At 39.0% G+C, this 22,251-nt stretch carries 18 protein-coding genes and 3 tRNA genes; 15 read left to right on the forward strand and 6 right to left on the reverse strand.

What is annotated here, in order from left to right:
* The 7 genes from ACFSR6_RS00655 (at position 1) to ACFSR6_RS00685 (ending at position 9,465) form a co-directional block, all read left to right on the forward strand.
* The gene (locus tag ACFSR6_RS00655; protein WP_379073741.1) at positions 1 to 2,208 is read left to right on the forward strand and encodes an alpha-N-acetylglucosaminidase; all 2,208 of its coding nucleotides are present in this window, start codon (positions 1 to 3) and stop codon (positions 2,206 to 2,208) included.
* A gap of 51 nt (positions 2,209 to 2,259) precedes the next feature.
* Positions 2,260 to 4,557, forward strand: coding sequence for a GH92 family glycosyl hydrolase (locus ACFSR6_RS00660; protein WP_379073743.1), 2,298 nt, complete (start codon positions 2,260 to 2,262; stop codon positions 4,555 to 4,557).
* A gap of 511 nt (positions 4,558 to 5,068) precedes the next feature.
* Positions 5,069 to 5,338 carry a hypothetical protein gene (locus ACFSR6_RS00665; protein WP_379073745.1) on the forward strand — a complete coding sequence of 90 codons (270 nt, stop codon included), beginning with the start codon at positions 5,069 to 5,071 and terminating at the stop codon, positions 5,336 to 5,338.
* 46 nt (positions 5,339 to 5,384) lie between these two features.
* The gene (locus ACFSR6_RS00670; protein WP_379073747.1) at positions 5,385 to 5,936 is read left to right on the forward strand and encodes a hypothetical protein; all 552 of its coding nucleotides are present in this window, start codon (positions 5,385 to 5,387) and stop codon (positions 5,934 to 5,936) included.
* A gap of 360 nt (positions 5,937 to 6,296) precedes the next feature.
* Positions 6,297 to 6,737 (forward strand): Hsp20/alpha crystallin family protein, encoded by a 441-nt coding sequence (locus ACFSR6_RS00675; protein ID WP_379073748.1) that lies wholly within the window; start codon positions 6,297 to 6,299, stop codon positions 6,735 to 6,737.
* Between the two features lie 79 nt (positions 6,738 to 6,816).
* Positions 6,817 to 7,119: a hypothetical protein gene (locus ACFSR6_RS00680; protein ID WP_379073750.1), complete on the forward strand. Its 303-nt coding sequence runs from the start codon at positions 6,817 to 6,819 to the stop codon at positions 7,117 to 7,119.
* 459 nt (positions 7,120 to 7,578) lie between these two features.
* A complete protein-coding gene (locus tag ACFSR6_RS00685; protein WP_379073752.1) occupies positions 7,579 to 9,465 on the forward strand; it encodes a hypothetical protein in 1,887 nt (628 codons plus the stop codon).
* Between the two features lie 267 nt (positions 9,466 to 9,732).
* Here ACFSR6_RS00685 and ACFSR6_RS00690 read toward each other — a convergent pair.
* The 4 genes from ACFSR6_RS00690 to ACFSR6_RS00705 all read right to left on the reverse strand — a co-directional run bounded on the left by ACFSR6_RS00690 (position 9,733) and on the right by ACFSR6_RS00705 (position 12,205).
* A tRNA-Pro gene (locus ACFSR6_RS00690) sits at positions 9,733 to 9,806 on the reverse strand.
* 52 nt (positions 9,807 to 9,858) lie between these two features.
* Positions 9,859 to 9,932: transfer RNA gene (locus ACFSR6_RS00695), tRNA-Pro, on the reverse strand.
* A 98-nt stretch (positions 9,933 to 10,030) separates the two neighbouring features.
* Positions 10,031 to 10,117 (reverse strand) — tRNA-Ser (locus tag ACFSR6_RS00700).
* 81 nt (positions 10,118 to 10,198) lie between these two features.
* Complete coding sequence (locus ACFSR6_RS00705) at positions 10,199 to 12,205, reverse strand: HD family phosphohydrolase (RefSeq protein WP_379073910.1); 2,007 nt, start codon at positions 12,203 to 12,205, stop codon at positions 10,199 to 10,201.
* A gap of 191 nt (positions 12,206 to 12,396) precedes the next feature.
* On the opposite strand from ACFSR6_RS00705, the gene ACFSR6_RS00710 reads away from it, so the two are divergent.
* The 8 genes from ACFSR6_RS00710 (at position 12,397) to ACFSR6_RS00745 (ending at position 20,904) form a co-directional block, all read left to right on the forward strand.
* Positions 12,397 to 13,254, forward strand: a complete 858-nt coding sequence (locus ACFSR6_RS00710) for an SPFH domain-containing protein (protein ID WP_379073754.1) — start codon at positions 12,397 to 12,399, stop codon at positions 13,252 to 13,254.
* Positions 13,255 to 13,259: 5 nt separating this feature from the next.
* Positions 13,260 to 13,781 carry a hypothetical protein gene (locus ACFSR6_RS00715; protein ID WP_379073756.1) on the forward strand — a complete coding sequence of 174 codons (522 nt, stop codon included), beginning with the start codon at positions 13,260 to 13,262 and terminating at the stop codon, positions 13,779 to 13,781.
* A 2-nt stretch (positions 13,782 to 13,783) separates the two neighbouring features.
* Positions 13,784 to 13,951 (forward strand): Arc family DNA binding domain-containing protein, encoded by a 168-nt coding sequence (locus tag ACFSR6_RS00720; protein WP_086545783.1) that lies wholly within the window; start codon positions 13,784 to 13,786, stop codon positions 13,949 to 13,951.
* Positions 13,952 to 14,255: 304 nt separating this feature from the next.
* The gene (locus ACFSR6_RS00725; RefSeq protein ID WP_379073758.1) at positions 14,256 to 15,434 is read left to right on the forward strand and encodes an acetyl-CoA C-acyltransferase; all 1,179 of its coding nucleotides are present in this window, start codon (positions 14,256 to 14,258) and stop codon (positions 15,432 to 15,434) included.
* Positions 15,435 to 15,473: 39 nt separating this feature from the next.
* Positions 15,474 to 16,370, forward strand: a complete 897-nt coding sequence (locus ACFSR6_RS00730) for a hypothetical protein (RefSeq protein ID WP_379073760.1) — start codon at positions 15,474 to 15,476, stop codon at positions 16,368 to 16,370.
* Between the two features lie 147 nt (positions 16,371 to 16,517).
* The gene (locus tag ACFSR6_RS00735; RefSeq protein WP_183761126.1) at positions 16,518 to 18,113 is read left to right on the forward strand and encodes a peptide MFS transporter; all 1,596 of its coding nucleotides are present in this window, start codon (positions 16,518 to 16,520) and stop codon (positions 18,111 to 18,113) included.
* Between the two features lie 67 nt (positions 18,114 to 18,180).
* Complete coding sequence (locus ACFSR6_RS00740; protein ID WP_379073762.1) at positions 18,181 to 19,662, forward strand: peptide MFS transporter; 1,482 nt, start codon at positions 18,181 to 18,183, stop codon at positions 19,660 to 19,662.
* A gap of 513 nt (positions 19,663 to 20,175) precedes the next feature.
* Positions 20,176 to 20,904, forward strand: coding sequence for a polyprenol monophosphomannose synthase (locus ACFSR6_RS00745; protein WP_379073764.1), 729 nt, complete (start codon positions 20,176 to 20,178; stop codon positions 20,902 to 20,904).
* Between the two features lie 89 nt (positions 20,905 to 20,993).
* On the opposite strand, the gene ACFSR6_RS00750 is transcribed toward ACFSR6_RS00745, so the two are convergent.
* Both ACFSR6_RS00750 and ACFSR6_RS00755 read right to left on the reverse strand, forming a co-directional pair.
* Positions 20,994 to 21,503 (reverse strand): YdeI/OmpD-associated family protein, encoded by a 510-nt coding sequence (locus tag ACFSR6_RS00750; RefSeq protein ID WP_379073766.1) that lies wholly within the window; start codon positions 21,501 to 21,503, stop codon positions 20,994 to 20,996.
* A gap of 167 nt (positions 21,504 to 21,670) precedes the next feature.
* On the reverse strand, positions 21,671 to 22,249 hold the full coding sequence (locus ACFSR6_RS00755; protein ID WP_379073767.1) for a 2'-5' RNA ligase family protein: 579 nt from the start codon (positions 22,247 to 22,249) through the stop codon (positions 21,671 to 21,673).
* Positions 22,250 to 22,251: the final 2 nt, after the last annotated feature.

Genomic DNA, 22,251 nt, shown 5'->3' on the forward strand with positions numbered 1-22,251 from the left:
ATGAAAATAAAAATACCATTTGTAGTACTGTTTGTACTATCGTTCAATAACCTGTGGTCGCAGGCATACCTATCCTCTTCTAATCAACTTATTGCACGGATTTTACCTAAACAACGCCAGGCATTTGTTACCAAAAGTATTTCCGCAGTAAACGGTAAGGATGTATTTGAAATTGAAAGCAAAAACAATAAGATCGTACTTAGTGGCAGCAGTGGTGTTGCCCTGGCTTCGGCTTTTTATTATTATTTAACCGAATACGCCCACTGCCAGATTACCTGGAATGGCACCAATTTAAATTTACCAGCTACCTTACCTCAGGTAAAAACAAAAATAAGGAAAGAAACACCTTACGATTACCGCTACTATTTAAACTATTGTACTTTTAATTACAGCATGAGCTGGTGGGATTGGCCGCGCTGGGAAAAAGAGATAGACTGGATGGCACTTCATGGTATTAACATGCCCCTTGCCATTACAGGCGAAGAATATACCTGGTATCTTTTATACAAAGAAATGGGATTTTCGGATGAAGAACTTAAAGGCTTTTTTACCGGGCCTGCTTATTTCTCGTGGTTTTGGATGGGTAACATTGATGGCTGGGGTGGTCCGCTTCCGGTAAGCTGGATGAAAAGCCACTTCGAACTGCAAAAGAAAATTTTAGCCCGGCAAAGGTCGCTTGGGATGAAACCGGTACTGCCTGCCTTTACCGGACATGTACCCGCAGCATTTAAGAATAAATTTCCACAGGCAAAATTAAAAGCCACCAACTGGACCAATGGCTTTGCCGATACTTACATCCTTGATTCGGAAGACCCCATGTTTGCCCAGATCGGGAAGAAATTTCTGCAGAAACAAACCGAACTATTGGGTACCGATCATTTTTACTCGGCCGATACTTTTAACGAGAATGAGCCGCCCTCTTCCGATCCAGAGTTTTTAGGTAAACTGAGTGCAAGGGTTTACGATGGCATGGCACAGGCCGACCCTAAGGCCATCTGGGTGATGCAGGGATGGCTGTTTTACAGTGACAGGAAATTTTGGAAAGAGCCGCAAACAGAGGCCTTATTAAAGGCTGTGCCAAACGATAAGATGATTTTACTGGACCTTGCAACTGAAATTGAACCGGTTTGGAAACGCACACAAGGTTTTTACGGCAAGCCGTGGATCTGGAATATGCTGCATAACTTTGGCGGCAATACCAACCTGTTTGGCCGGATGGATGTGGTGGCAACTGCACCAGCCGAAGCCCTTAACAATCCACAAAGTGGCAAAATGAAAGGTATAGGCCTCAGTATGGAGGGCATTGAACAAAATCCGGTACTTTATGAGCTGATGATGGACAATAACTGGCAGACTAAACCTATAGATCTGAAAACCTGGTTACCTAAATTTGTACGTAACCGCTACGGAAAAAGTAATGTAAATGCTTTAAAAGGCTGGGAAATATTACGGAAAACCGTTTATAATGTGCCGGCTGATAAATACATCAGAGATGGTGCCGAATCGATTATTCAGGCACGCCCTACTTTCGATTCGTTAACCCGCTGGGCCAAAACTACCTTAAATTACCGGGAAAAGGACTTACTCCTGGGCTGGGACGAATTTGTAAAAGCCGCACCACTTTGCAAAACCAGCGATGGCTTTCAATACGATCTGGTTGATATTACCCGGCAGGTAATGGCCAATTATGCCCTGCCAATACAAAGAAACATTGTTGCAGCCTACCGCAAAAAAGACCTGGCTACATTTAAAAAAGAAAGCAGCAAATTTATACAGCTAATTGATGATATGGACAGGCTGTTGGCCAGCAGAAAAGATTTTATGCTTGGGCCATGGGTAAGCGATGCCAGGCGATGGGGAGAAACCCCTGCCGAAAAAGCACTTTACGAAATGAATGCCAAAGACCTGATTACCCTTTGGGGCGATGCTAAAAGCCCTTTAAACGAGTATGCCTGCAGACAATGGAGCGGATTGTTAACTGATTTTTATAAACCAAGGTGGCAGCTCTTCTTTACCCGTGCCGAACAATCATTAAAACAGCAAAAGGATTTTAACACCAGCCAATTTAATGAAGAAGTAAGCAACTGGGAATGGAAATGGGTAAACCAGCGAAAAGACTATCCAACCAAAACTGTGGGGAATCCGGTAAATTTAGCACTGGAAATGTATCAGAAATACCGCAAAACCATGGGGATAATACAACAGTAATTTCCCCAACCTAAAAGATTATTAAAAGGCTTATATGATAGCTGTACCGATATGAAAATTGTTATCCTACTTGCCATGCGAAGTCAGAATGCTGTTATCCGGCTAACATTTTTCATATCCACTTTATTATTGCAATTCACGCTTACCTGCAGCATGGCTTTTGCACAACAATCTGTTATCAGCTATGTGCAGCCATTTTCGGGCACTTCTGCAAGTACCACACTGGCCAGCCAGCATGTAGAAGATAAAACAGAAAGGCTGGCCAATACCATACCAGCCGTGGCACCACCTTTTAGCATGACCCAATGGACACCCCAAACCCAGCTTTCTGAAAAAAAATGCCTTGCCCCTTATTACTACAACAATAAAAAATTTTATGGTTTCAGGGCCAGCCACTGGATCAGCGGTTCGTGTACGCAAGATTACGGAAGCTTTACCATTATGCCAATTTCGGGCATCCTTAGAACCAAAGCAGCCCAATATGCAGAAAATTACGCTCATCAAAATGAAGTTTCTACTCCATCCTACTACAAATTAAAATTACCTCAACATCAGCTCTTAACAGAAATTACCGCCAGCCTTAGGTGTGGCATCATGCGAATCACTGCGCTAAAAACAGATAGTGTTTATATTTTAGTTACCCCTAACAGCGATCAGCACAAAGGGTTTATTCAAATTGATCCGGTAAAAGGTGAAATTTCCGGCTACAATCCTGTTCACCGCATTTACCAGGGATGGGGAGAGCCTGCAGGCTTTAGTGGTTATTTTTTCATCCGGTTCAAAAAATCCTTTACATCGGCAGGGGTTTATAGCGAAGGACATATTTTCAATCAGCAAAACATTAGCAATAAAAAGGATATTGGTGCTTTTGCAGGCTTTAAACTGAAAAAGGGAGAACAGTTGGTGGTGTATTCAGGTACTTCGTTTACCAGTATCAGCGCAGCAAAGGCTAACCTGGAAAGTGAAATTAAGAAAGATGATTTTAATACTGTTTTAGCGCGCACCAATCAGGTATGGGAAAAATCTCTATCACAGATCCGTATTTCAGATACAAATGAAAAAGGGAAAAAAATCTTTTATACGGCCCTCTACCATGCCATGCAGCACCCAAGGTTGTATAATGATGTAGATGGAAAATACCCACAGTTTGATGGAAAATATCAAAACAAAACAATAAATAAAGGCCAGTATTACGATGATTTTTCAATGTGGGATATTTATCGTGCACAATTGCCTCTAATTGAGCTATTACAGCCCGATTTAACTAACAGCCTTGTTAATTCGATGATATTGAAAGGTGAGCAAGGTGGCTGGATGCCTATTTTTCCATGCTGGAACAGTTATACCGCCGCCATGATAGGTGATCATACAACGGCTTTCATCGCTTCTGCATATCATAAAGGGATCCGGAATTATGATATTAAGGAAGCTTACCGGCTAATGAGGAAAAATGCCTTTCAAATGCCCGATTCTATAGATTACCTGAACGGAAAAGGCCGACGAGGAATTAACAGTTACCTGAAATATGGCTATATCCCCATGGATGATAGTATTCCGGAAGCTTACCACAAACGGGAACAGGTGAGCCGAACACTCGAATATGCTTACGATGATTATGCCCTGGCAACAATTGCCAAAAATCTGGGCAAAGAAAAAGATTTCAAGGAATTATCAAACAGAGCGCTTAATTACCGGCATATTTTTGACCCAAATGTCGGAATGGTTAGGGGGCGCTTTGCTAATGGCAACTGGTATGAGCCTTTTTATCCCGATCATCGCGAACCTTATATTACAGAAGGAACACCAAGGCAGTATACTTTTTATGTTCCGCACGATATGCCCGGACTGATCGGATTGATGGGTGGACGTAAAAACCTCGAAAACGAACTGGATTCGCTCTTTTATAAAAAAGAGTACTGGCATGGGAATGAACCTGGCCACCAAATTCCATTTTTGTACAATTATACTTCCTCTCCATGGAAAACACAGCTGCAGGTATCACGCATTATGGCAGAAGAGTACGGTGAAGGCGCCGGTGGATTAAGTGGTAACGACGATGCCGGACAGATGTCGGCTTGGTATATATTTGCCGCATTGGGCTTTTACCCGGCAGACCCTGTTTCAGGAGACTACCAGCTATCAAGTCCTTTATTTAAGCAAACTGTAATATCTTTTAACAATGGTAAAAAGTTAACCATAACAGCCATTAAAAAGAGTAACAAATCTATTTATAGCTCAAAAATCATTTTAAATGGAAAGCCTTTCACCAAAAACCAGATTACACATCAACTGCTGGTACAAGGTGGGGAATTAATTTTTTATCTCCAGGATCATCCACCCGGGCTTTAAATCCTGAAAAATGAACCTCAATATAAATATGGCCAGAATTAACAAACCTATCAAAACAGGAAGATGTATAAACGCAATTAGTTTTTAAGCAAAATCAAAAACATAAGTATTGCACTTAGCAAAAGGATAAAAAGGATCATTCCTTTTGGAAAAACAGTTTCAGTTTCACCCCTCCCGGCTTTATCTGATGCTTTTAAAATTTTCTTTTCAACCCTCATTATCGGAACAGTAGATATGATGTTTGACTATGCCTGAGCCAAAAGGATTAAGGGCAAAAATTCATTTTTTTTATCTGCCTCATCTTCTTGCCATTATAACACCATTTACAGCGTCGTTCTCATAAAAATTATGCTGTATTCCCATTTCTTCAAAAAACCGCCCTGCAACATTTAACATACAAACAACAGGGAGCTAACCTTAAGGAAATATTGTCTGGTTAACTTGTACTTAAGTTTGCTTATTGAAAGCATAAACAGTTAAAAAACAATGTTTCAATAAAACATTAAGCTATATGAAACAGCAGGCCCGAACGATACCAGGAAAACTGGTTGATTTTGATTACAACAGGTTTAAGTTACCCACTTTTGTTATGCAGTTTAAACCTTCCGTATACCAGGATGGTGATTGCTTTTATGCAGTATTATCCTTTGAAGAGGAGCACGATGTTTCAGGCCTTGGTACCTCACCAGAAGATGCCTTAATAGACTGGAACGACAAAGTATGCGAAATGCTGGCCCTATCGGGCCCTTTACGCACATCGTTAAGTGCTAAAAACAAATAGCTGCAACAGAAGCCGGCAGATTGAACCCTTTCCTAAATTTATTCTGATGAACCACAATATATCTACCGGCCTGGTATTTTATCAGGGCTATGATCAACCGAATTTTCTCGTCAATTGCCATTTTGAAATCAAAAGACCTTGCGATTGTTCTATGATCCAGCTCCACCGCTTTTATTTATTATTGAGAAAGGGTAATAAGGTTTCGCCGGTTGATCTGCCCCTAAAGATTTTCAATGCAGCATTTCTCGCCTTCTGCTATAATGGAAAAAAACTGGTTGGCATTTCGGCTATTAAAAGGCCCAGTGCTTCATACTTACAAGATGTATATAAAAAGGCCGGTATTATCACCAATATAGATAAGCCTTTCTTAGAGATCGGTTATTCATTCACCCGTGAGTCCGTTCGTAAAAAAGGAATCAGTAGCACATTAAAGCGCATGTTGCTCGAAAAAATAGGCTATCACCATGGTATTATTTTTTCTACCACAGCAACCCCCAGCAGTCAGCGTTTTCTTATGGCCAATGGTTTCAGGGCAAAAGGGAATCCTTATCAGGGCAATTTCGATAATAATATCATCTATTTTGAACGAACACAATGATTTTAAGCCAGTCAGCCGTTCTCTGTTATTCCCTTTCTGCTCCTTTTTGCCCGGAAATATATGTGTCAGGAGCCGCTGAAACACCCAAAAAACAGCCATAGGCAATCATCATATGAAGCTCCTTCCTTGTGTCTGAATCACTATAATTCACATTGCTGAAACTGAAAAAATTTCAGCAACGGAACTGAAAAAAATTCATTTTTCATGTAATTTTTTCAGAGAAAACCGGCCACAAACACACCCTTAAGGCCCTGGCATAGTGCTTGATCCAATTAAAACATAACCTTAAAAAGGTTAAAGCGTTAAATTAATTGATTTTATAGTCCATTTATTATTAAAACATTAAAAGGAGAAAAAACTATGACATTGGTTAAATTCAATCCTGAAAAGAAGAACAATTCATTATTGCCAGGCTTTAATGATATCTTCGAATCCGTATTAGGCGATACCTTTTTTACCGACCGTCGTTTAAGCAGCGTACCTGCAGTTAACATTTCTGAATCGAATGAAGAGTACCACATCGAACTGGCTGCACCCGGATTAAAGAAAGACGATTTTAAGGTATCTGTTGAGCGGGATATGCTAACCATTTCTACTGCGCAGCAGACTGAAAACAATAGCGACGGTAAAACCTATAACAGAAGGGAATACAGTTACTCGGCATTTACCAGGGCCTTCACGCTTCCGGAGAGTGCCGATATTGAACACATCCAGGCCGCTTATACGGATGGCATCCTGCATCTTAACATTCCAAAAAAGGAAGAAGCCAAAGCGGTTTCCAGACAGATCGAAATACAATAATTTCCCAAGTGCCGCTAAATGCGGCACTTTTTATTGATACGATACTGAAATCCATTTAGAAAAATATAACTGTTTAGCTATGGAAAGCCATTTTACCATCAACCTGAGCCTCGAAGGGCCAGGTGGAAAAATCACCTATGGCCAATTTTCTCTTGGCAAGGATAAAAAGGAAGCCATCGAAATTTTTTCACTTTTAAAGGGTAGTGCAGAAAATGTTCCCGGATGTTCATTAAAAATGGAATTTATGGAAGAAATGATGGGATTGCCTATCCCTATTGGCACAATAAACTGTTGCCTGGATGAGCTAAAAGAAAATATTGCCATTATTTCAAGGGAAATATTCCGTATTGCCCATCTGGAGAACGCAAATACCGACGGTTAATATAGGTTGCGTACTTGTTATTAAATCAAAAAAAGAATTGTTTCACACCTGATTTTCGCTTGATCCAAAATTATTGTCAGCGCGTTGAATAAACGAAAAAGATTCGCCGCCTTAAGCAAGCTTGGTACGGCATAAAAACAAAAAGTCCTTCTGTTTTGCAGAAAGGGCTTTCGTTTGTCTCCCCGCCTGTACATATTTCGAACCTTTTCCTGCATGGCTTGCGGTTATGGGTGCTTCCAAAATCAAAATTATGAAGCAATACATTTTATAATGTTGCAAAATAGTCAACTGTGGTTTATCAAATTATCATTAAAAACTGGATTTATACAGAGTATAAACTTGGGATTTTTGATAAAATTTAGAGCAAATTCCGAATACTTTTTGAATGACGTATCAGTAATACCTAAATTTAAATTAGATTCTAATGATTCCTTTCACAACATAAGAGAACTATAGTGGATGTCAAGAGAAAAATGGGGCAAAGAACGCATATTAGAAGTGTGTCAAAAACTGTACGAAGAATGGAAAATTATACCAACGAAAACCCTGATGATAAAGAGAGGCTATCAAAAACTGGCCAGATATGCTATTCCTAAATACTTTAAAAATTTTAGAAATCTTCACGAAGCACTACTGTTACCTAATTCAAGAAAATCTCCTGAATATTGGAACTTAAAAAATACGGTAATTGAGCTTAGAGAATTTTGTCAAGCCAATCGAAAACTTATTGAGGACACCTCAATTACAAAGGCTATTTATCGTATAAAAAATTTCGGTTTGATGAATGCGGCACAAAAACATGGAGGATTAAAAGCACTAAATAGAAGATTTAAACTGGGTATCACATTTAAGTCGAAAAAGTGGACCAAATCCAAAGTCATCCACGACCTAAAAGAATTTCATCAGTCAGGCCAGGTCATCAACCGAAAAAATCTTTCGAGCCTGGGTAAAAACGGTTTGCTTTGGGCCATTTCTAAGTTTGGAAACCTAACAACTTTCAAAAGGGCAATCGGTATCCAAGCTAAAAAGCTTCAGCGGTGGGATGATAGTTCAATAATCAAAAATCTCAAACAGCTAATAGTGAAACACGGATTCTTTCCTAACACATCAGTATTAAAGATGTTAGGACGTTATGATTTATTACGTGCCATATCAAACAATGGAGGATTTTCCAAGTTTACAAAATTGCTTAATGCACCTTCAAGAACATTTTTCCCAGCAAAAGATGGACATTATTTGCAAAGCTCATATGAATGCATATTTGACAACATTTTATTTAAGTACGATATTCCGCATTTGGTCCATGTAAGAATTTCAGAAGAACACCTGTACAAATGCGACTTTTTAATTGGTAATACCTATATAGAAATTGCTGGTTACAGACGATCAAATAGTAACTCATACGAGGTTAAGATGGCAAGAAAGATTCAAATCTATAAAGAGCTCAAAAAAGAGTATATAATAATACCACAAAAGGTATTTTGTCAACGGATTGAATACATTGAGAAAAAAGTTCTCTGCATTATCAACAAGATAGATCTCCAACCTGCAAAACCACTTGTACCTCAAAGAGACAGCTGCCTTAAACCGCCCACTTTTTGGGCTGATTTTAAAAACATAGAAAATGAGCTGAAACCCTTCATTTTAAAATACGATAGAATGCCTACCATTAAAGAATTGTATAATGCAGGTAAGGCGATGGTTGTGCATGCTATTTATAGATACCATGGGACAACTTATGATGTTGCACAACTGCTCAAGGTGAAATCAAAACAAGTTTCGCAACAATATTATACAAGAAATAAAACTATTCATGATTATAAACAACTTTGCATAGCACATAACAAGTATCTGACAATAAAGCAGCTCTACTCTTTAAATCTACGAAGCCTAGCACATGCAATTAATAAACATTGTGGTTTCCAAGGGATTCGTCAAGAATGCAAGTTAGGCTTTTCCATAAGACAAGTCCGACAGCCAGTATTTTCATATGAGGATATAATTCTTGAATACAAAAACTTGTGCAAACAATATCGTCGTTTTTTAACTAGGCGCGAACTTACAGATTATGGGTTCTCAAGCCTTGCCGGTTACCTGAATCGACATGGGCTAAGTCTTAGATTGGCACGTAAAAAATCAGGACTCAGTTTTATTACTCCTTACTTGCCATGGAATTATTATACTCTAACTGAGGTGGTGGAAGCCTATAAAGAACAATGTCAGATACATGGCCATTTTTTGACACGTCGCGAAGCGTTAACAGTTCTTTCCCCAAAAATGATTGGTCATATAGATCGTTATATTAGTTATACCAAACTAAAAGAGATGACAGAACTAAAATTTTAGAACACTCCAATCGATTGGAGTCAATATTGTCTCAGATTTAAGGAGTAATTTGTTAAAATTTAGTCAGATAAAAATCAAAAGTCATTACATTAATGAATAGATTAAAAAGGGTTCGAGCACTATTAAATCTATCCACAAAAATAGATTGATACATCAATTAACATGCTTAAAGTCACTTTAAAAATACTGAATTGAAAAATGATATTGTAGAACAGTAAAAACAAAAAAAGAGGCTTTTGCCTCTTTTTTTGTTTTTAACATTTTTAGTCGGGGTGGCAGGATTCGAACCTACGACCTCCACATCCCAAATGTGGCGCGATACCGGGCTACGCTACACCCCGAACTTGGTATCGGTCTTTTTTAATCCTGTTATAAAGTGGATTGAACTTTTAGTCGGGATGGCAGGATTCGAACCTACGACCTCCACATCCCAAATGTGGCGCGATACCGGGCTACGCTACATCCCGAACTTTGGTATCACCTTTTAACCTTATTTCTAAGGGATGGCAAAGATATGGATTTTATTGGGTTTTTCCATCTATTTACCAACTTTTTTTTATTTCAGCGGTGAGGGCGGGATTCGAACCCGCGGTACCGTTACCAGTACGACAGTTTAGCAAACTGTTCCTTTCGGCCTCTCAGGCACCTCACCTTTTATCCTCTTTTTTTCGCCCTACCAGCGTTGTTTTGAGGTCTGCAAATATAGTAAAACAAGTTATCCAACAAAAAAAAATTACAAATTTTGTTGATAATCTATGCGCACATGATAGATACTCATTAGCATCGTCTTGAATATCAATTTGATAGTTTCAATATCTTTTAAGGTTAAATCGCAGTCATCAAGCTGATTTTGCTCCAATTTGTAGTTAATTATGCGTTCAACCAGGTCATTTATGTTCTGTGCATCGGGATTTTTCAGGCTTCTTGAGGCTGCTTCGACCGAATCTGCCAACATTAACACGCCAGTTTCTTTACTGAAAGGGATCGGTCCGGGGTAGCGGAAAATGTTTTCATCGACGAATTTTTCAGGCGAATTTTTCAAAAACGACTGATAAAAATAATCAACCCTGGTGTTTCCATGGTGTGTTCTGATAAAATCGATAATCGCTTCCGGAATCTGATTCTTTCTTAAAATCTCAATTCCTTTGTGCACATGCTGAATAATGATCTGCGCACTCTGTTCATAAGGTAATTTATCGTGCGGACTAACTGCTGTATTTTGGTTTTCGATAAAATACTGCGGATTGTCTACTTTACCAATGTCGTGATACAAAGCCCCTGCCCTTACCAGTACCGAATTCCCGCCTATTTTAAATATGGCAGCCTCGGCAAGGTTAGCCACCTGTAAGGAGTGCTGAAAGGTTCCGGGGGCTTTAAAGGCAAGCTCCCTTAACAGCTTATTGTTGGTATTGGTCAGTTCAATTAGCGCTACATCTGACGTAATGCCAAAAATACGCTCGAACAGGTAAATTAAGGGGTAAGCTAAAAGAGATAAGAGTACACTAAAAACAAAAGGAATAAAACTCATCCACTCTATTTCGCGGAAAGATCCTTCACGTAACAGGGCAATACCAACAAATGAAACAAAATATGCCAAAAGAATAAGCAATGCTGAAACCAGGAACCGCTCTCGCTTAACAAAGTTTTTTATACTAAATATGGCAACCATACCTGCAGTAACCTGATAAAAAACAAATTCGAAACTATTGGCTACAAAGAAACCGGCAATTAAAATGACCAACATATGGAGATAAAGTGCCAAACGCGTATCAAACAGAATCCTGATGATAATGGGTACCACACAAAACGGAATGTAGTACAAACTCGGGATTTCCATCTTTATGGCCCAGGTTAACGCCAGTAACATCCCTGTGGTTACGATAAGAATTAAAGAAAGCTGGCGGTTATCGGCAAAAATATCTTTCCGGAAGAGAAAAAGGAATGACATTAGAATGGTGATTATAAACCCAACCAGTACCACTTGCCCCAGATAAACCAATGCCCTGCTGCCAATGGTTTTGGTCTGGGCGTCGTAAGTTGCTTTGTAAGATTCTAATTTCTGATAAATCTCCTCATCAATAACATCATTCTTGGCAACAATAAGTTCTCCCTTTTGCACCATCCCCTTGGTGGTAGAAATATTGCTCAAGGTATTATCCTGTATGGTTTGGGTTAACCGTTCATCAAATACAATGTTTGGCGTAATATGATCAATAGCCAGATTGGCAACTAGATCGCCCATTACCTGGTTAGGGGCTTTAAAATTATCTTTAAAAAAAATCAGCGCCGATTCTGCAGTAAAAACATCCTGTGTATTTTTTTCCTGGGCTACATTATTCTCAAGCAAAGAAAAATCATAATTTTTACCTCCTGCCTGGTGTTTCACATTTAAACTGATAATCCCTCTCTGGTAAATACTTTGCAACAATTTATAGGAAGCACTCTTATATATATCTTTATCTTTTTGGTTAAGCTGCTTAGATTTCCATTTTACATCAAATTCGTTGGCAAATTCCTCCAGGGCATTTGCCATAATACTCCTGTCAAATTGGTAAACAGGCAAGATATCTTTTAATGCATTCTTCTTATCGGCACTAACCTGGGGGTTGGTTTTTAAAATAGCAAAACTGAAGGGAGAAATCAGATCCTTGTTCTTCCATACCGTATTTTTTTCAAACTCATATCTGAACCTGGGTTGTTTGGGCAGGAATAACGTTATAATGAAAACGGTAAATATCATCATCACATATTTTAGGTTTGATGAATACTTACGGTAAAGGATCTTGTGTGAATTTCTCTTGATTTTGGCCAAAACGATAAAAATTATTGTATTGTCAAAAATAACATTTTTATCCAATATAAATTTTGCGGGTTTTGTTTGTAATTACCAGATTTTATATTTTACTTTATGATATCAAATTAATATCAATTATGTATCAAGAAAAAATCATCAACCCACCATCGGGTTATTTAACATTTGTGCTAAGCCTGGCATTGCTGGGTGCTTCTATTTTCTGTTTCGTTTCAGAAATTTTTCTTTGGGGAGGGATTTTGCTGGCAATAGATATATTTTTAATATTCCCCGGCTTTTTAATTATCAACCCCAACCAATCGATGGTACTCACCCTTTTCGGAAAATATACCGGCACCGTAAAGGCCGATGGATTTTTCTGGGTAAACCCATTAACAGGAAAAAGAAGGGTATCATTAAAAGCAAACAATTTAAACGGACAGCAGCTAAAAGTTAACGACAAACTGGGCAATCCAATTGAAATTGCTGCTGTGGTAGTTTGGAAAGTAAACGAAACAGCCAAAGCTATATTTTCTGTTGAAAATTACATGCAATATGTAAACATACAGAGTGAAGCAGCAGTAAGGCACCTGGCCAACATTTTTCCTTATGACCATGCCGAGGGCGAAGAAACCACCATTACTTTAAAAGATGGCGCAGAAAAAGTAAGCGAGCTTTTGGAAAATGAGCTGAATGAGCGCTTATCACGTGCGGGCATCGAAGTTTTAGAAGCCAGGATTTCGCATCTGGCTTATGCACCGGAAATTGCCAGCGCCATGTTACAGCGCCAACAGGCTACGGCAGTTATTGCGGCCCGCAAATTAATTGTTGAAGGCGCCGTAGGTATGGTAGAGATGGCCTTGGAAAAACTATCGCAAAAAGGAATTGTTGAGCTGGATGAAGAACGTAAGGCAGCCATGGTAAGCAATTTACTGGTTGTACTTTGCGGCGATAAACATGTACAACCTGTGGTAAATACCGGTACTTTATATAATTAGCACAAATGGAATTTGAGGAGAAACAGCATTTAAAATTATGGTGGCTATACCTTATTATTGGTATGGATGCCGTAATCGTGCTTAGCGTTGTACTTTTTGACAAAGGAGGCATGAACTTTACAGCTTTAAAAGCCGTTTATTTCGCACCCTTTTGGGCTGTACTCCTACCTTTTGCTATTATTTACCTCATCCAGCAAAATGTTTTAACACTACGCATCAACGAGGAAGGTATCTTTTACCGTTACTTTCCTTTCAAAGCTAAATTAAAACACCTTAAATGGGATGAAATAGAGAAAACCTATATTACCAAATATGATGCTTTTGGCGATTATGGTGGTTACGGTGTTAAAAGCAGGCTTTGGTTTAAATTTAATGATAAGGCATATATTTTAAACGATAAAAACAAGGGTTTACAGCTGGAATTAAAAAACGGCAAAAAACTGTTGTTCAGTTCTAACAGAATAGATGAAATGGAGATGTTCCTTATCAATCTGAAGACCAGATACACTATACAGGCAATACAATAAAGATGGCGGAGAAAGATAAAAAAGCTTTTGTATTAAGGATTAGTCCTGCTTTATTAAAAGAAGTAGAAACCTGGGCTGCCGATGAATTTAGGAGTACGAACGGGCAGATCGAATTTTTACTTACACAGGCTATAAAATCGCGAAAGAAAGGCAAAGCAAAAGAGGAATAAAATATCAATTTAAACCTATCAGGTTTTAAAACCTGATAGGTTTGTACAATAAATTTTCTGCACCCAGCAACCCAGCCTAAGCCCCTCCGGCCCAAGTTAATTAAACCTGATGGCAGCGGCAGCCCCGAAGCATGAGGTCTACAGCGAACAGCAGGACGGAACAACCCTAAGCACCACAGGTTTTGCTTTCCAGAACTTATTATTATCAGCGTGCTAAAATCATTTTTTATACGTTATTTTTAAACCTTGCAAGGTTTAACTAACTTAGCGGCCTAACCAAAAAATCATAAAAAATTTAGTTTACATGAAAGAAGTTGTAATCGTATCGGCTGTTAGAACGCCTATTGGCAGTTTTGGTGGTGCTTTAGCCCAGTTTTCTGCTACCCAGCTTGGTGGTTTTGCCATTAAAGCAGCGATAGAAAAAGCAGGCATAAAGCCCGAACAGGTTCAGGAAGTGTATATGGGTAACGTTTTATCGGCCAATTTAGGCCAGGCTCCGGCTACACAAGCGGCAAAATTTGCCGGTTTACCCGATTTACCGGCTACTACTATCAATAAAGTATGCGCATCGGGTACCAAAGCCATTATGCTCGCAGCACAAAGTATTGCCAATGGCGATAACCATATTATTGTGGCTGGCGGCATGGAGAGCATGAGCAATGTACCCTACTACCTTGATAAAGCCAGGAATGGCTATCGCTTAGGTCATGGACAAGTGACTGACGGATTGGTGAAAGATGGCTTATGGGATGTTTACAATGATTACCACATGGGATCGGCTGCAGAACTTTGTGCTACCGAATGTAAGATTAGCCGCGAAGAGCAGGACAATTTTGCCATTAACTCGTACAAAAGAGCACAGGCTGCACAAACCGCCGGAAAATTTACAGGTGAAATTGTGGCTGTAGAGGTAAAAGACCGAAAAGGCGATGTTACATTAATTGATACCGATGAGGAGCCTGCAACTGTTAAATTTGATAAAATACCAACGCTGAAACCTGTCTTTAAAAAAGACGGAACGGTTACCGCTGCAAATGCCTCTACCCTGAATGATGGTGCAGCAGCGCTGGTTTTAATGAGTGCCGATAAAGCAAAAGAACTGGGACTAAAACCCCTGGCCAAAATATTAGGTTATGCCGATGCGCAGCAGGCCCCGGAATGGTTTACTACGGCCCCTTCAAAAGCGATTCCGTTAGCTCTACATAAAGCCAATATTGACATTAAAGCCGTAGATTTCTTCGAAATTAACGAGGCTTTTTCTGTAGTTTCTATTGCCAATAATCAATTGCTTGAGCTCAGCGAAGAAAAGGTTAATGTTAATGGTGGTGCAGTTTCATTAGGTCACCCGCTTGGAGCCTCCGGTGCCCGCATTGTAGTTACCCTGCTTTCGGTACTGGCACAAAACAATGGCAAAATCGGCGTTGCCGGCATTTGTAACGGCGGTGGTGGTGCCAGCGCACTGGTTATAGAAAAAATAGCATAAATAAACTGATAGCTGTAAAATAACCGATCGAGCATGATAATGAAGAACCTCAAATTGCTTTTCCTGCTATTTATTGTTCTGCTGGGCTTTAGTGTAAAAGCACAACAAACCTCTGGTAAACTCGATGTTTTTCAGGATTCGCTGATTAAAATTTCTACAGCTACAGCAAATGCATTAAGCGATAACGAGAAACTCGAAATTAACGGTAAATTCGTTAAACTATTAGTTGAGGCCTTAAAAACATCCAATTCTTTTGCCTACCCTTTCGATTCGTTAAAAAATGTTTCTGTAATCAAATCACCTGATCAGGCTTTCAGAACTTTAACCTGGTACATACAGCTCGAAAATGGCAGTTATCGCTACTATGGCACCATACAGATGAATACTAAAAATGGCCCGTTAAAGCTCTATCCGCTGATCGATCAAACAGATAATATGAACGACCCAAATGCCATTACCGGCAATCAGAAATGGTTTGGTGCCCGCTATTACGAAATCATACCCGTAACCAGTGGAAACCGTCTGCCTTATTATGTATTGTTAGGCTGGAAAGGAAATACGCAGGCCACCACCAAAAAAGTAATCGAAATCCTTTCATTTGATAAGGATAATGTAACTCTTGGTGCACCTGTTTTTGACGGAAAAGAACTGAAAGGAAAAAACAGGGTTATATTTGAATATGCCAAATCGAATGCCATGATGCTTAAAACCGATGTTAAAGCCGGTATGATTGTGTTCGATCACCTGGCCTCTTTTGATCCTGAAGTAAAAGGCAAATTTGAATTTTATGGATCGGACGGTACTTTTGATGGTTTCAAAATTATTGGTGGCAGATTAAAATTACAGGAAGAACTTACACTTAACAACGATCCTAATTCGAACGATGAGCTTTATGCAGATCCAAAGAAAAACGTTAAACCGGTCAGGAAGTTTTAGGATTTAACAAAACTTAACAACTTCATTACCTGATACATCATTTAAAAATTTGTGAGTTTGCCATCCGCTGACTATATTGCGCTCTGCTAAACTAACTTAAACAACACACAAATTCTGAATTCATAAACTAAAACCAACAATTATTTTATGCAAAAATCTAATGAGACCATTAGTATTGACCATGATAAAGAGCTAGACCTCCATTTAGAAAGTCAAGGTGTATCCAAAGAAAAATTATTTAGCCACCCGGTGGGCCTTTTTGTGCTCTTTTTTACCGAAATGTGGGAAAGATTTAGCTATTACGGAATGCGTGCCATATTGGTACTGTTCCTGGTTAGCGATTTAAGTAAAAATGGCTGGGGATGGCCACGGCCTGAGGCCTTACAGCTTTATGCTATTTACACAGGTTTAGTATATTTTACACCAATATTAGGTGGTTTAATTGCCGATAGATTTACAGGTTATAGAAAAGCTGTTATCATCGGCGCTTTTATTATGACCCTTGGCCATGCAGCTATGGCACTTGAAGGCTTTAGTAATAATTTTTTCTATCTGGGTTTACTGCTACTGATTGTGGGTAACGGATTTTTTAAGCCAAATATCTCTTCAATTGTAGGTAAACTTTACCCTCCTATCAGCGATAAAAAAGACAGTGCATACGCCATTTTCTACATGGGTATTAACTCGGGTGCCTTTATTGGTATGTTAATGTGCGGTTACATTGGCGAAAAAGTAGGCTGGCACTACGGTTTCGGTCTTGCAGGTGTTTTTATGCTCTTCGGTATGCTACAATTCTATTTCGGCCAAAAAATATTTGGGGTAATTGGTGCATCTGTAGATAAAACCAAAGCGGTTGAAAAAGCTGATCCAACGGTAGAAGAAATTCCGGCAAAAGTAAGAAGCCAGCGTTTATGGGTTATTGCCATCTTATCTATTTTCACCATTTTCTTTTGGATGGTATTTGAACAGGCAGGTGGTTCGATGACTATTTTTGCCAAAGATTATACCTTAAGGAATTTAACCGGCGGAGCAGCTACAACTTTTAAATGGGTAGATAGTATCCTTACCATATTCCCCTTGGTAGCAGTAACCTTCGTACTCTTCTCTTTAGCGAAAAAAATCTTTAAAAAGTACCCAGCAACTATTTTATTTACTTTATTGAGCTTTGCCATTATTTGGGTGCTGGCTATCTGGAAAGTAGACCGTGAGCTGGCTTCTGTAAGCACTGAAGTACCTGCATCGTGGTTCAGTGTACTTAACTCTTTCTTTATTGTATCTTTAGCGCCTATCGTTTCAAAAATCTGGGAAACCAGGTTTAATCCCAGCGGCCCAGTAAAATTCGGATTTGGTCTGATATTCGTAGGCATTGGCTTCGCTGGTTTGGCCTATGGTGGTTCGGCGATTCCACAAGGTGCAACTTCGGCAGAAGTAAGCCTGTTCTGGCTTGTTTTTGCTTACTTCTTCCATACCGTTGGTGAGTTATGTATTTCTCCGGTAGGTTTATCTTATGTAAGTAAGCTTGCACCAGCTAATTTGGTAGGTTTAATGTTTGGTGTGTTTTTCACCTGTACTGCCATCGGAAATTACCTTGCAGGTGCTACCGGATCGCTGATCGATAAAATCAGTTCCGCTTATTCTATCTCAACATTTTTCTTAATATTTACCATTATCCCAATTGTGGCAGGTTTAATTATGTTTGCATTAAGCCCGTTATTACGCAAATGGATGCATGGTGTTCACTAATAGCAAAAAAATAAATTTAAATAAAGCCCGGTTCCTGATCGGGCTTTTAATTTTTTAATCCAATTTCATGGAAAAAACAGTTTCAATAGAAGATATCCAGAACTTTGAAGGCAAATATCCTAAGCAGCTCTGGCACCTCTCGCTGGTAGAAATGTGGGAACGTTTTTGTTTTTACGGCATGCGGGGTGTACTGGCATTTTTTATGGTCGACCAGCTTGGTCTTAGCGATCAGCGGTCAAACTTACAATATGGTGCTATTCAAGCCTTTGTGTACGCATTTACCTTTATTGGTGGCATTTTTGCCGACAGGATTTTGGGCTTCCGTAAATCACTTTTCTGGGGCGGTTCTTTAATGATTATCGGTAACCTGATCCTGGCTTTCTCGCCACACGATTTATTTTATATTGGCATTACGCTTTCCATTATAGGCACCGGTTTCTTTAAACCCAATATCTCATCGATGGTTGGCGAACTCTACCATGAGAAAGATAACAGGCGAGATGCCGGTTATGGTCTATTTTATGCAAGTATCAACGTAGGTGGTTTACTGGGCGGTGCCATGTGCATCTATTTGGGAAAATATTACAACTGGCACCTGTGCTTTTTATCAGCTGCCCTGGTTATGATGTTCGGTTTGAGTACATTTATTTTTACCAAAAAACATTTAGGACCGATTGGCATTTCACCTTTACTGCACCTTAAAAAAAACCGGCAAAAAGTGGCCGAAATTTCGGTTTACGCTGGCTCTATCTTATGCATACCCCTAATTTACATTATGGTAAAAAACACCGATTTTACCGACTATTTTATGTATACCATTGGGGTAATCGCCATGATTTATTTTTTGTACGAAACCTTTAAGATAAAAGATAAAAAGGCGCAGTATAAACTGCTTGCGGCATTTGTATTTATCTTCTGTTATTTTATTTTTATGGCAATTTCTGAGCAGAGCGGTGGTTCGCTATCGTTGTTCGCCAAAGATAACCTCGATAATAAAATCCTTTTTTTCAATATCGACCCCAATGTAGTAAACAATAGTGTAAACTCTTTCTTTGTTATTGTTTTTAGTCCGATAGTGGGTGTCTTGTGGTTAGGTCTTTACAAACGGAAAATTGAGCCTAATACCGTGGTTAAGTTTGGTATTGGTTTTCTTTTACTGGCCTTCAGTTTTTATGTATTTTATGCTACCCGTTTCTTCGCCAACGCGCAAGGCATTAGCTCTTTAAATGTATTTACTTTCGCTTATTTGCTGTTTACACTGGGCGAACTTTGCTTAGGCCCGATTGGAATGTCTATTATTACCAAGCTTTCGCCCAAAAAAATGTTTGGGATGATGATGGGACTCTGGTTTTTATCGAGTGCCTTTGGTCAATTGGCTGCCGGCAAACTTGGTGCAGAAATGTCGAGCATCGAAAATGTTTCGCTCACCGCCAAATTACTAGCTTATACCGAAGGTTATAAAGCATTGGCCTTATACTCTTTAATTGCAGGTTTGGCATTGATTATTTTTTCGCAGCTGATTAAAAGATTAATGCAGGAGGTAAGATAAATTTCTTTATCGTTCTGAATGCCAATGCAGCATCCGCAGGCTCTGCGAAGCTAATCCTCTGTAAAGACGTAAAAATGTAAGGCTTCAGCAGGTTCAGACTGGCAATGCTTTAGGTATATATCATGTGTTTTAAAGAGAGAGATAATCACTAAGTGTTGGAGAAGAAAGTACTGAAGTTCCTGGCGGTCTGCTCTCCCGCTCTTTGTTCCAAGTCCTTCCCCTCATGCTTTCGGTCTGTGGGCTTTACACGTCGATCGGGTTTAGAAACAGTATTTAGGATTTGTAATGCTTTTAAACAGCATAAACAGATTACAAATCTGTAGAACAATGATCCGGATTATAAATCCAGACCAACCCCCTTGAACAAAACAGAATGAGGCAATAAAACGAGTTGAATTAATGAAAATTCATAAAGGTTTCATATTAAATATTTACTTTCGCAAAGTAAAAGCAAAGTGCATAACATACGCATACAGGCCGCAAAAGCTTATAATTACTTAAACCACAACAAACGTGTCAGATAGTCTAGTCATCATTCCCACTTACAACGAGAAAGAAAATATCGAAAAAATCATTAGAAAGGTTTTTTCTTTAGCACAGCCTTTTCACGTTTTAATTATTGATGACGGTTCTCCTGATGGAACTGCTGAAATTGTAAAATCGTTACAAGCCGAATATGAAGGACATTTGTTTATCGAGGAACGATCAGGCAAACAAGGTCTGGGCACCGCATATATTTATGGTTTTAACTGGGCACTGCAAAAAAATTACGATTACATTTTTGAAATGGATGCCGATTTTTCGCACAATCCGGATGATTTGGCCCGCCTGCGCGAGGCTTGTGTAAACGGTGCTGATGTAGCAATAGGCTCCAGGTATGTTAAAGGCGTAAATGTGGTAAACTGGCCCATGGGCAGGGTTTTAATGTCGTACTTTGCTTCGATGTATGTTCGCTTCGTTACCCGGATTAATATCCAGGATGCCACTGCAGGTTTTAAGTGCTATCGTAAAATCGTGCTGGAAACCATTCCGCTAAACAAAATTAAATTTGTGGGCTATGCTTTTCAGATTGAAATGAAATTTACCGCAATAAAATTCGGTTTTAAAGTGGTTGAGGTACCTATTATCTTTACCGACCGTACTGAAGGCACTTCAAAAATGAGTACCCGTATTTTCAGGGAAGCTTTTTTAGGGGTTATCCAAATGAAGGTGAACAGCTGGTTCAGGAATTATAGCCGATAGTTTAAAGTTAATGGTTTAGGGGCAATAATTCTTAGAAGGCTATATCTGGGTTATCAAACCATCAACTATTAACCAAAACTTTTCCTCACTCAGGTTTTACCCTGTGATTCACGGATCATCGCACCAAAGTCCTGTCCTTTATCCATCGCTTTAACGGTCATAACAAGTCTTTTGGTTCGGGTGGCTTCTGTTTTGGCCTGATTGATCCAGTTAATGTAATAGTTTTGGTGCGATTTGGGCTGTTTTAAGAAATTTTGCATCAGGTGTTCTTCTTCTGATAAGCAGATTTCGAGATCCTCGGGCATTTCAATTTTAAAATCTTTATCTTCTGTTAAAAACAACTCGATTACTGCACCGGCTTCTTTTCTGAGTTTTTTGCGTAAAGTGCCGTTTAAAGCAATAATAAAATCACCTGCACCCATCGGTATGGTTGCCAGTCCAGAAACTTCGAGCTCATCTATCTTACCTTTAACCCTGAAGCTTTTTTTACACCCGGCTTTAATTTCGTTAGCTAAAGCTTCGGGAATAAATACGTAGCTCCAGCCGGTTTTTTCGCCCATGGTGTCGAAACGTTCTATTTCTGCTTTGAAATGAATCATGGTTTAAATATAGAAATTATGTTGCTGAAAAGGCTGATAAACGATAGAATCGTCAGGCTGATTATGTACGGAAACACACAAGCTTATACAAAATATTATTCGGCTCAAAAAAAAGCCAAATCATGAGCCGATTAGCAAAGTTATTCGGCTCATGATTTTAAATGGTATTAATTAAACAGTAAATGTTGGGCATCATTGAAAGGTTTTTCCAAAAATCTAAAAGTTCTAATTACTTCAAACTGCCCTTTTGTTTCAATAAACTTTCGTATGGCAACCGTATCACAATTAAACTTTAAGCTAACATGGCTATATAAACTTTCGGCCAGATCAATCTGGCTTGAACTTAACTTACGGCCAATAGAAATATGTGCATTGCTACCGTTTATGGTTTGGCTTGTTTTAAGCTGTTTTCTAAGCCTCTTTAAAAGATCATTTAAATAAGGTTTGGATGAATCATTTGGGAGCATAACTGCTGCACGACTAAATTTCGATAAACTCAGTTGGTCAAAAACTACTTCTTGCTGTTTTTGCGAGTAACAAAATTTCTCAATTTGTCTGATATAAAAAGCAAGCTCATATTGATCTGCTATAAATGCAATAACCGTAATATGCGCTTTTGAATTTCTGCTTGCATACCATCCAATTTTAGCAGCAAACTTATCTTTTATTACAGCTACTTCATTAATAACTTCAGGATGAGGGTAAACAACTACTGAATACCAGTCTCTGTTAAGTTTTAAATTCATAT

This window comes from Pedobacter vanadiisoli (genome assembly GCF_042684385.1).
In the GTDB taxonomy this organism is placed as follows: Bacteria; Bacteroidota; Bacteroidia; order Sphingobacteriales; family Sphingobacteriaceae; genus Pedobacter; species Pedobacter vanadiisoli.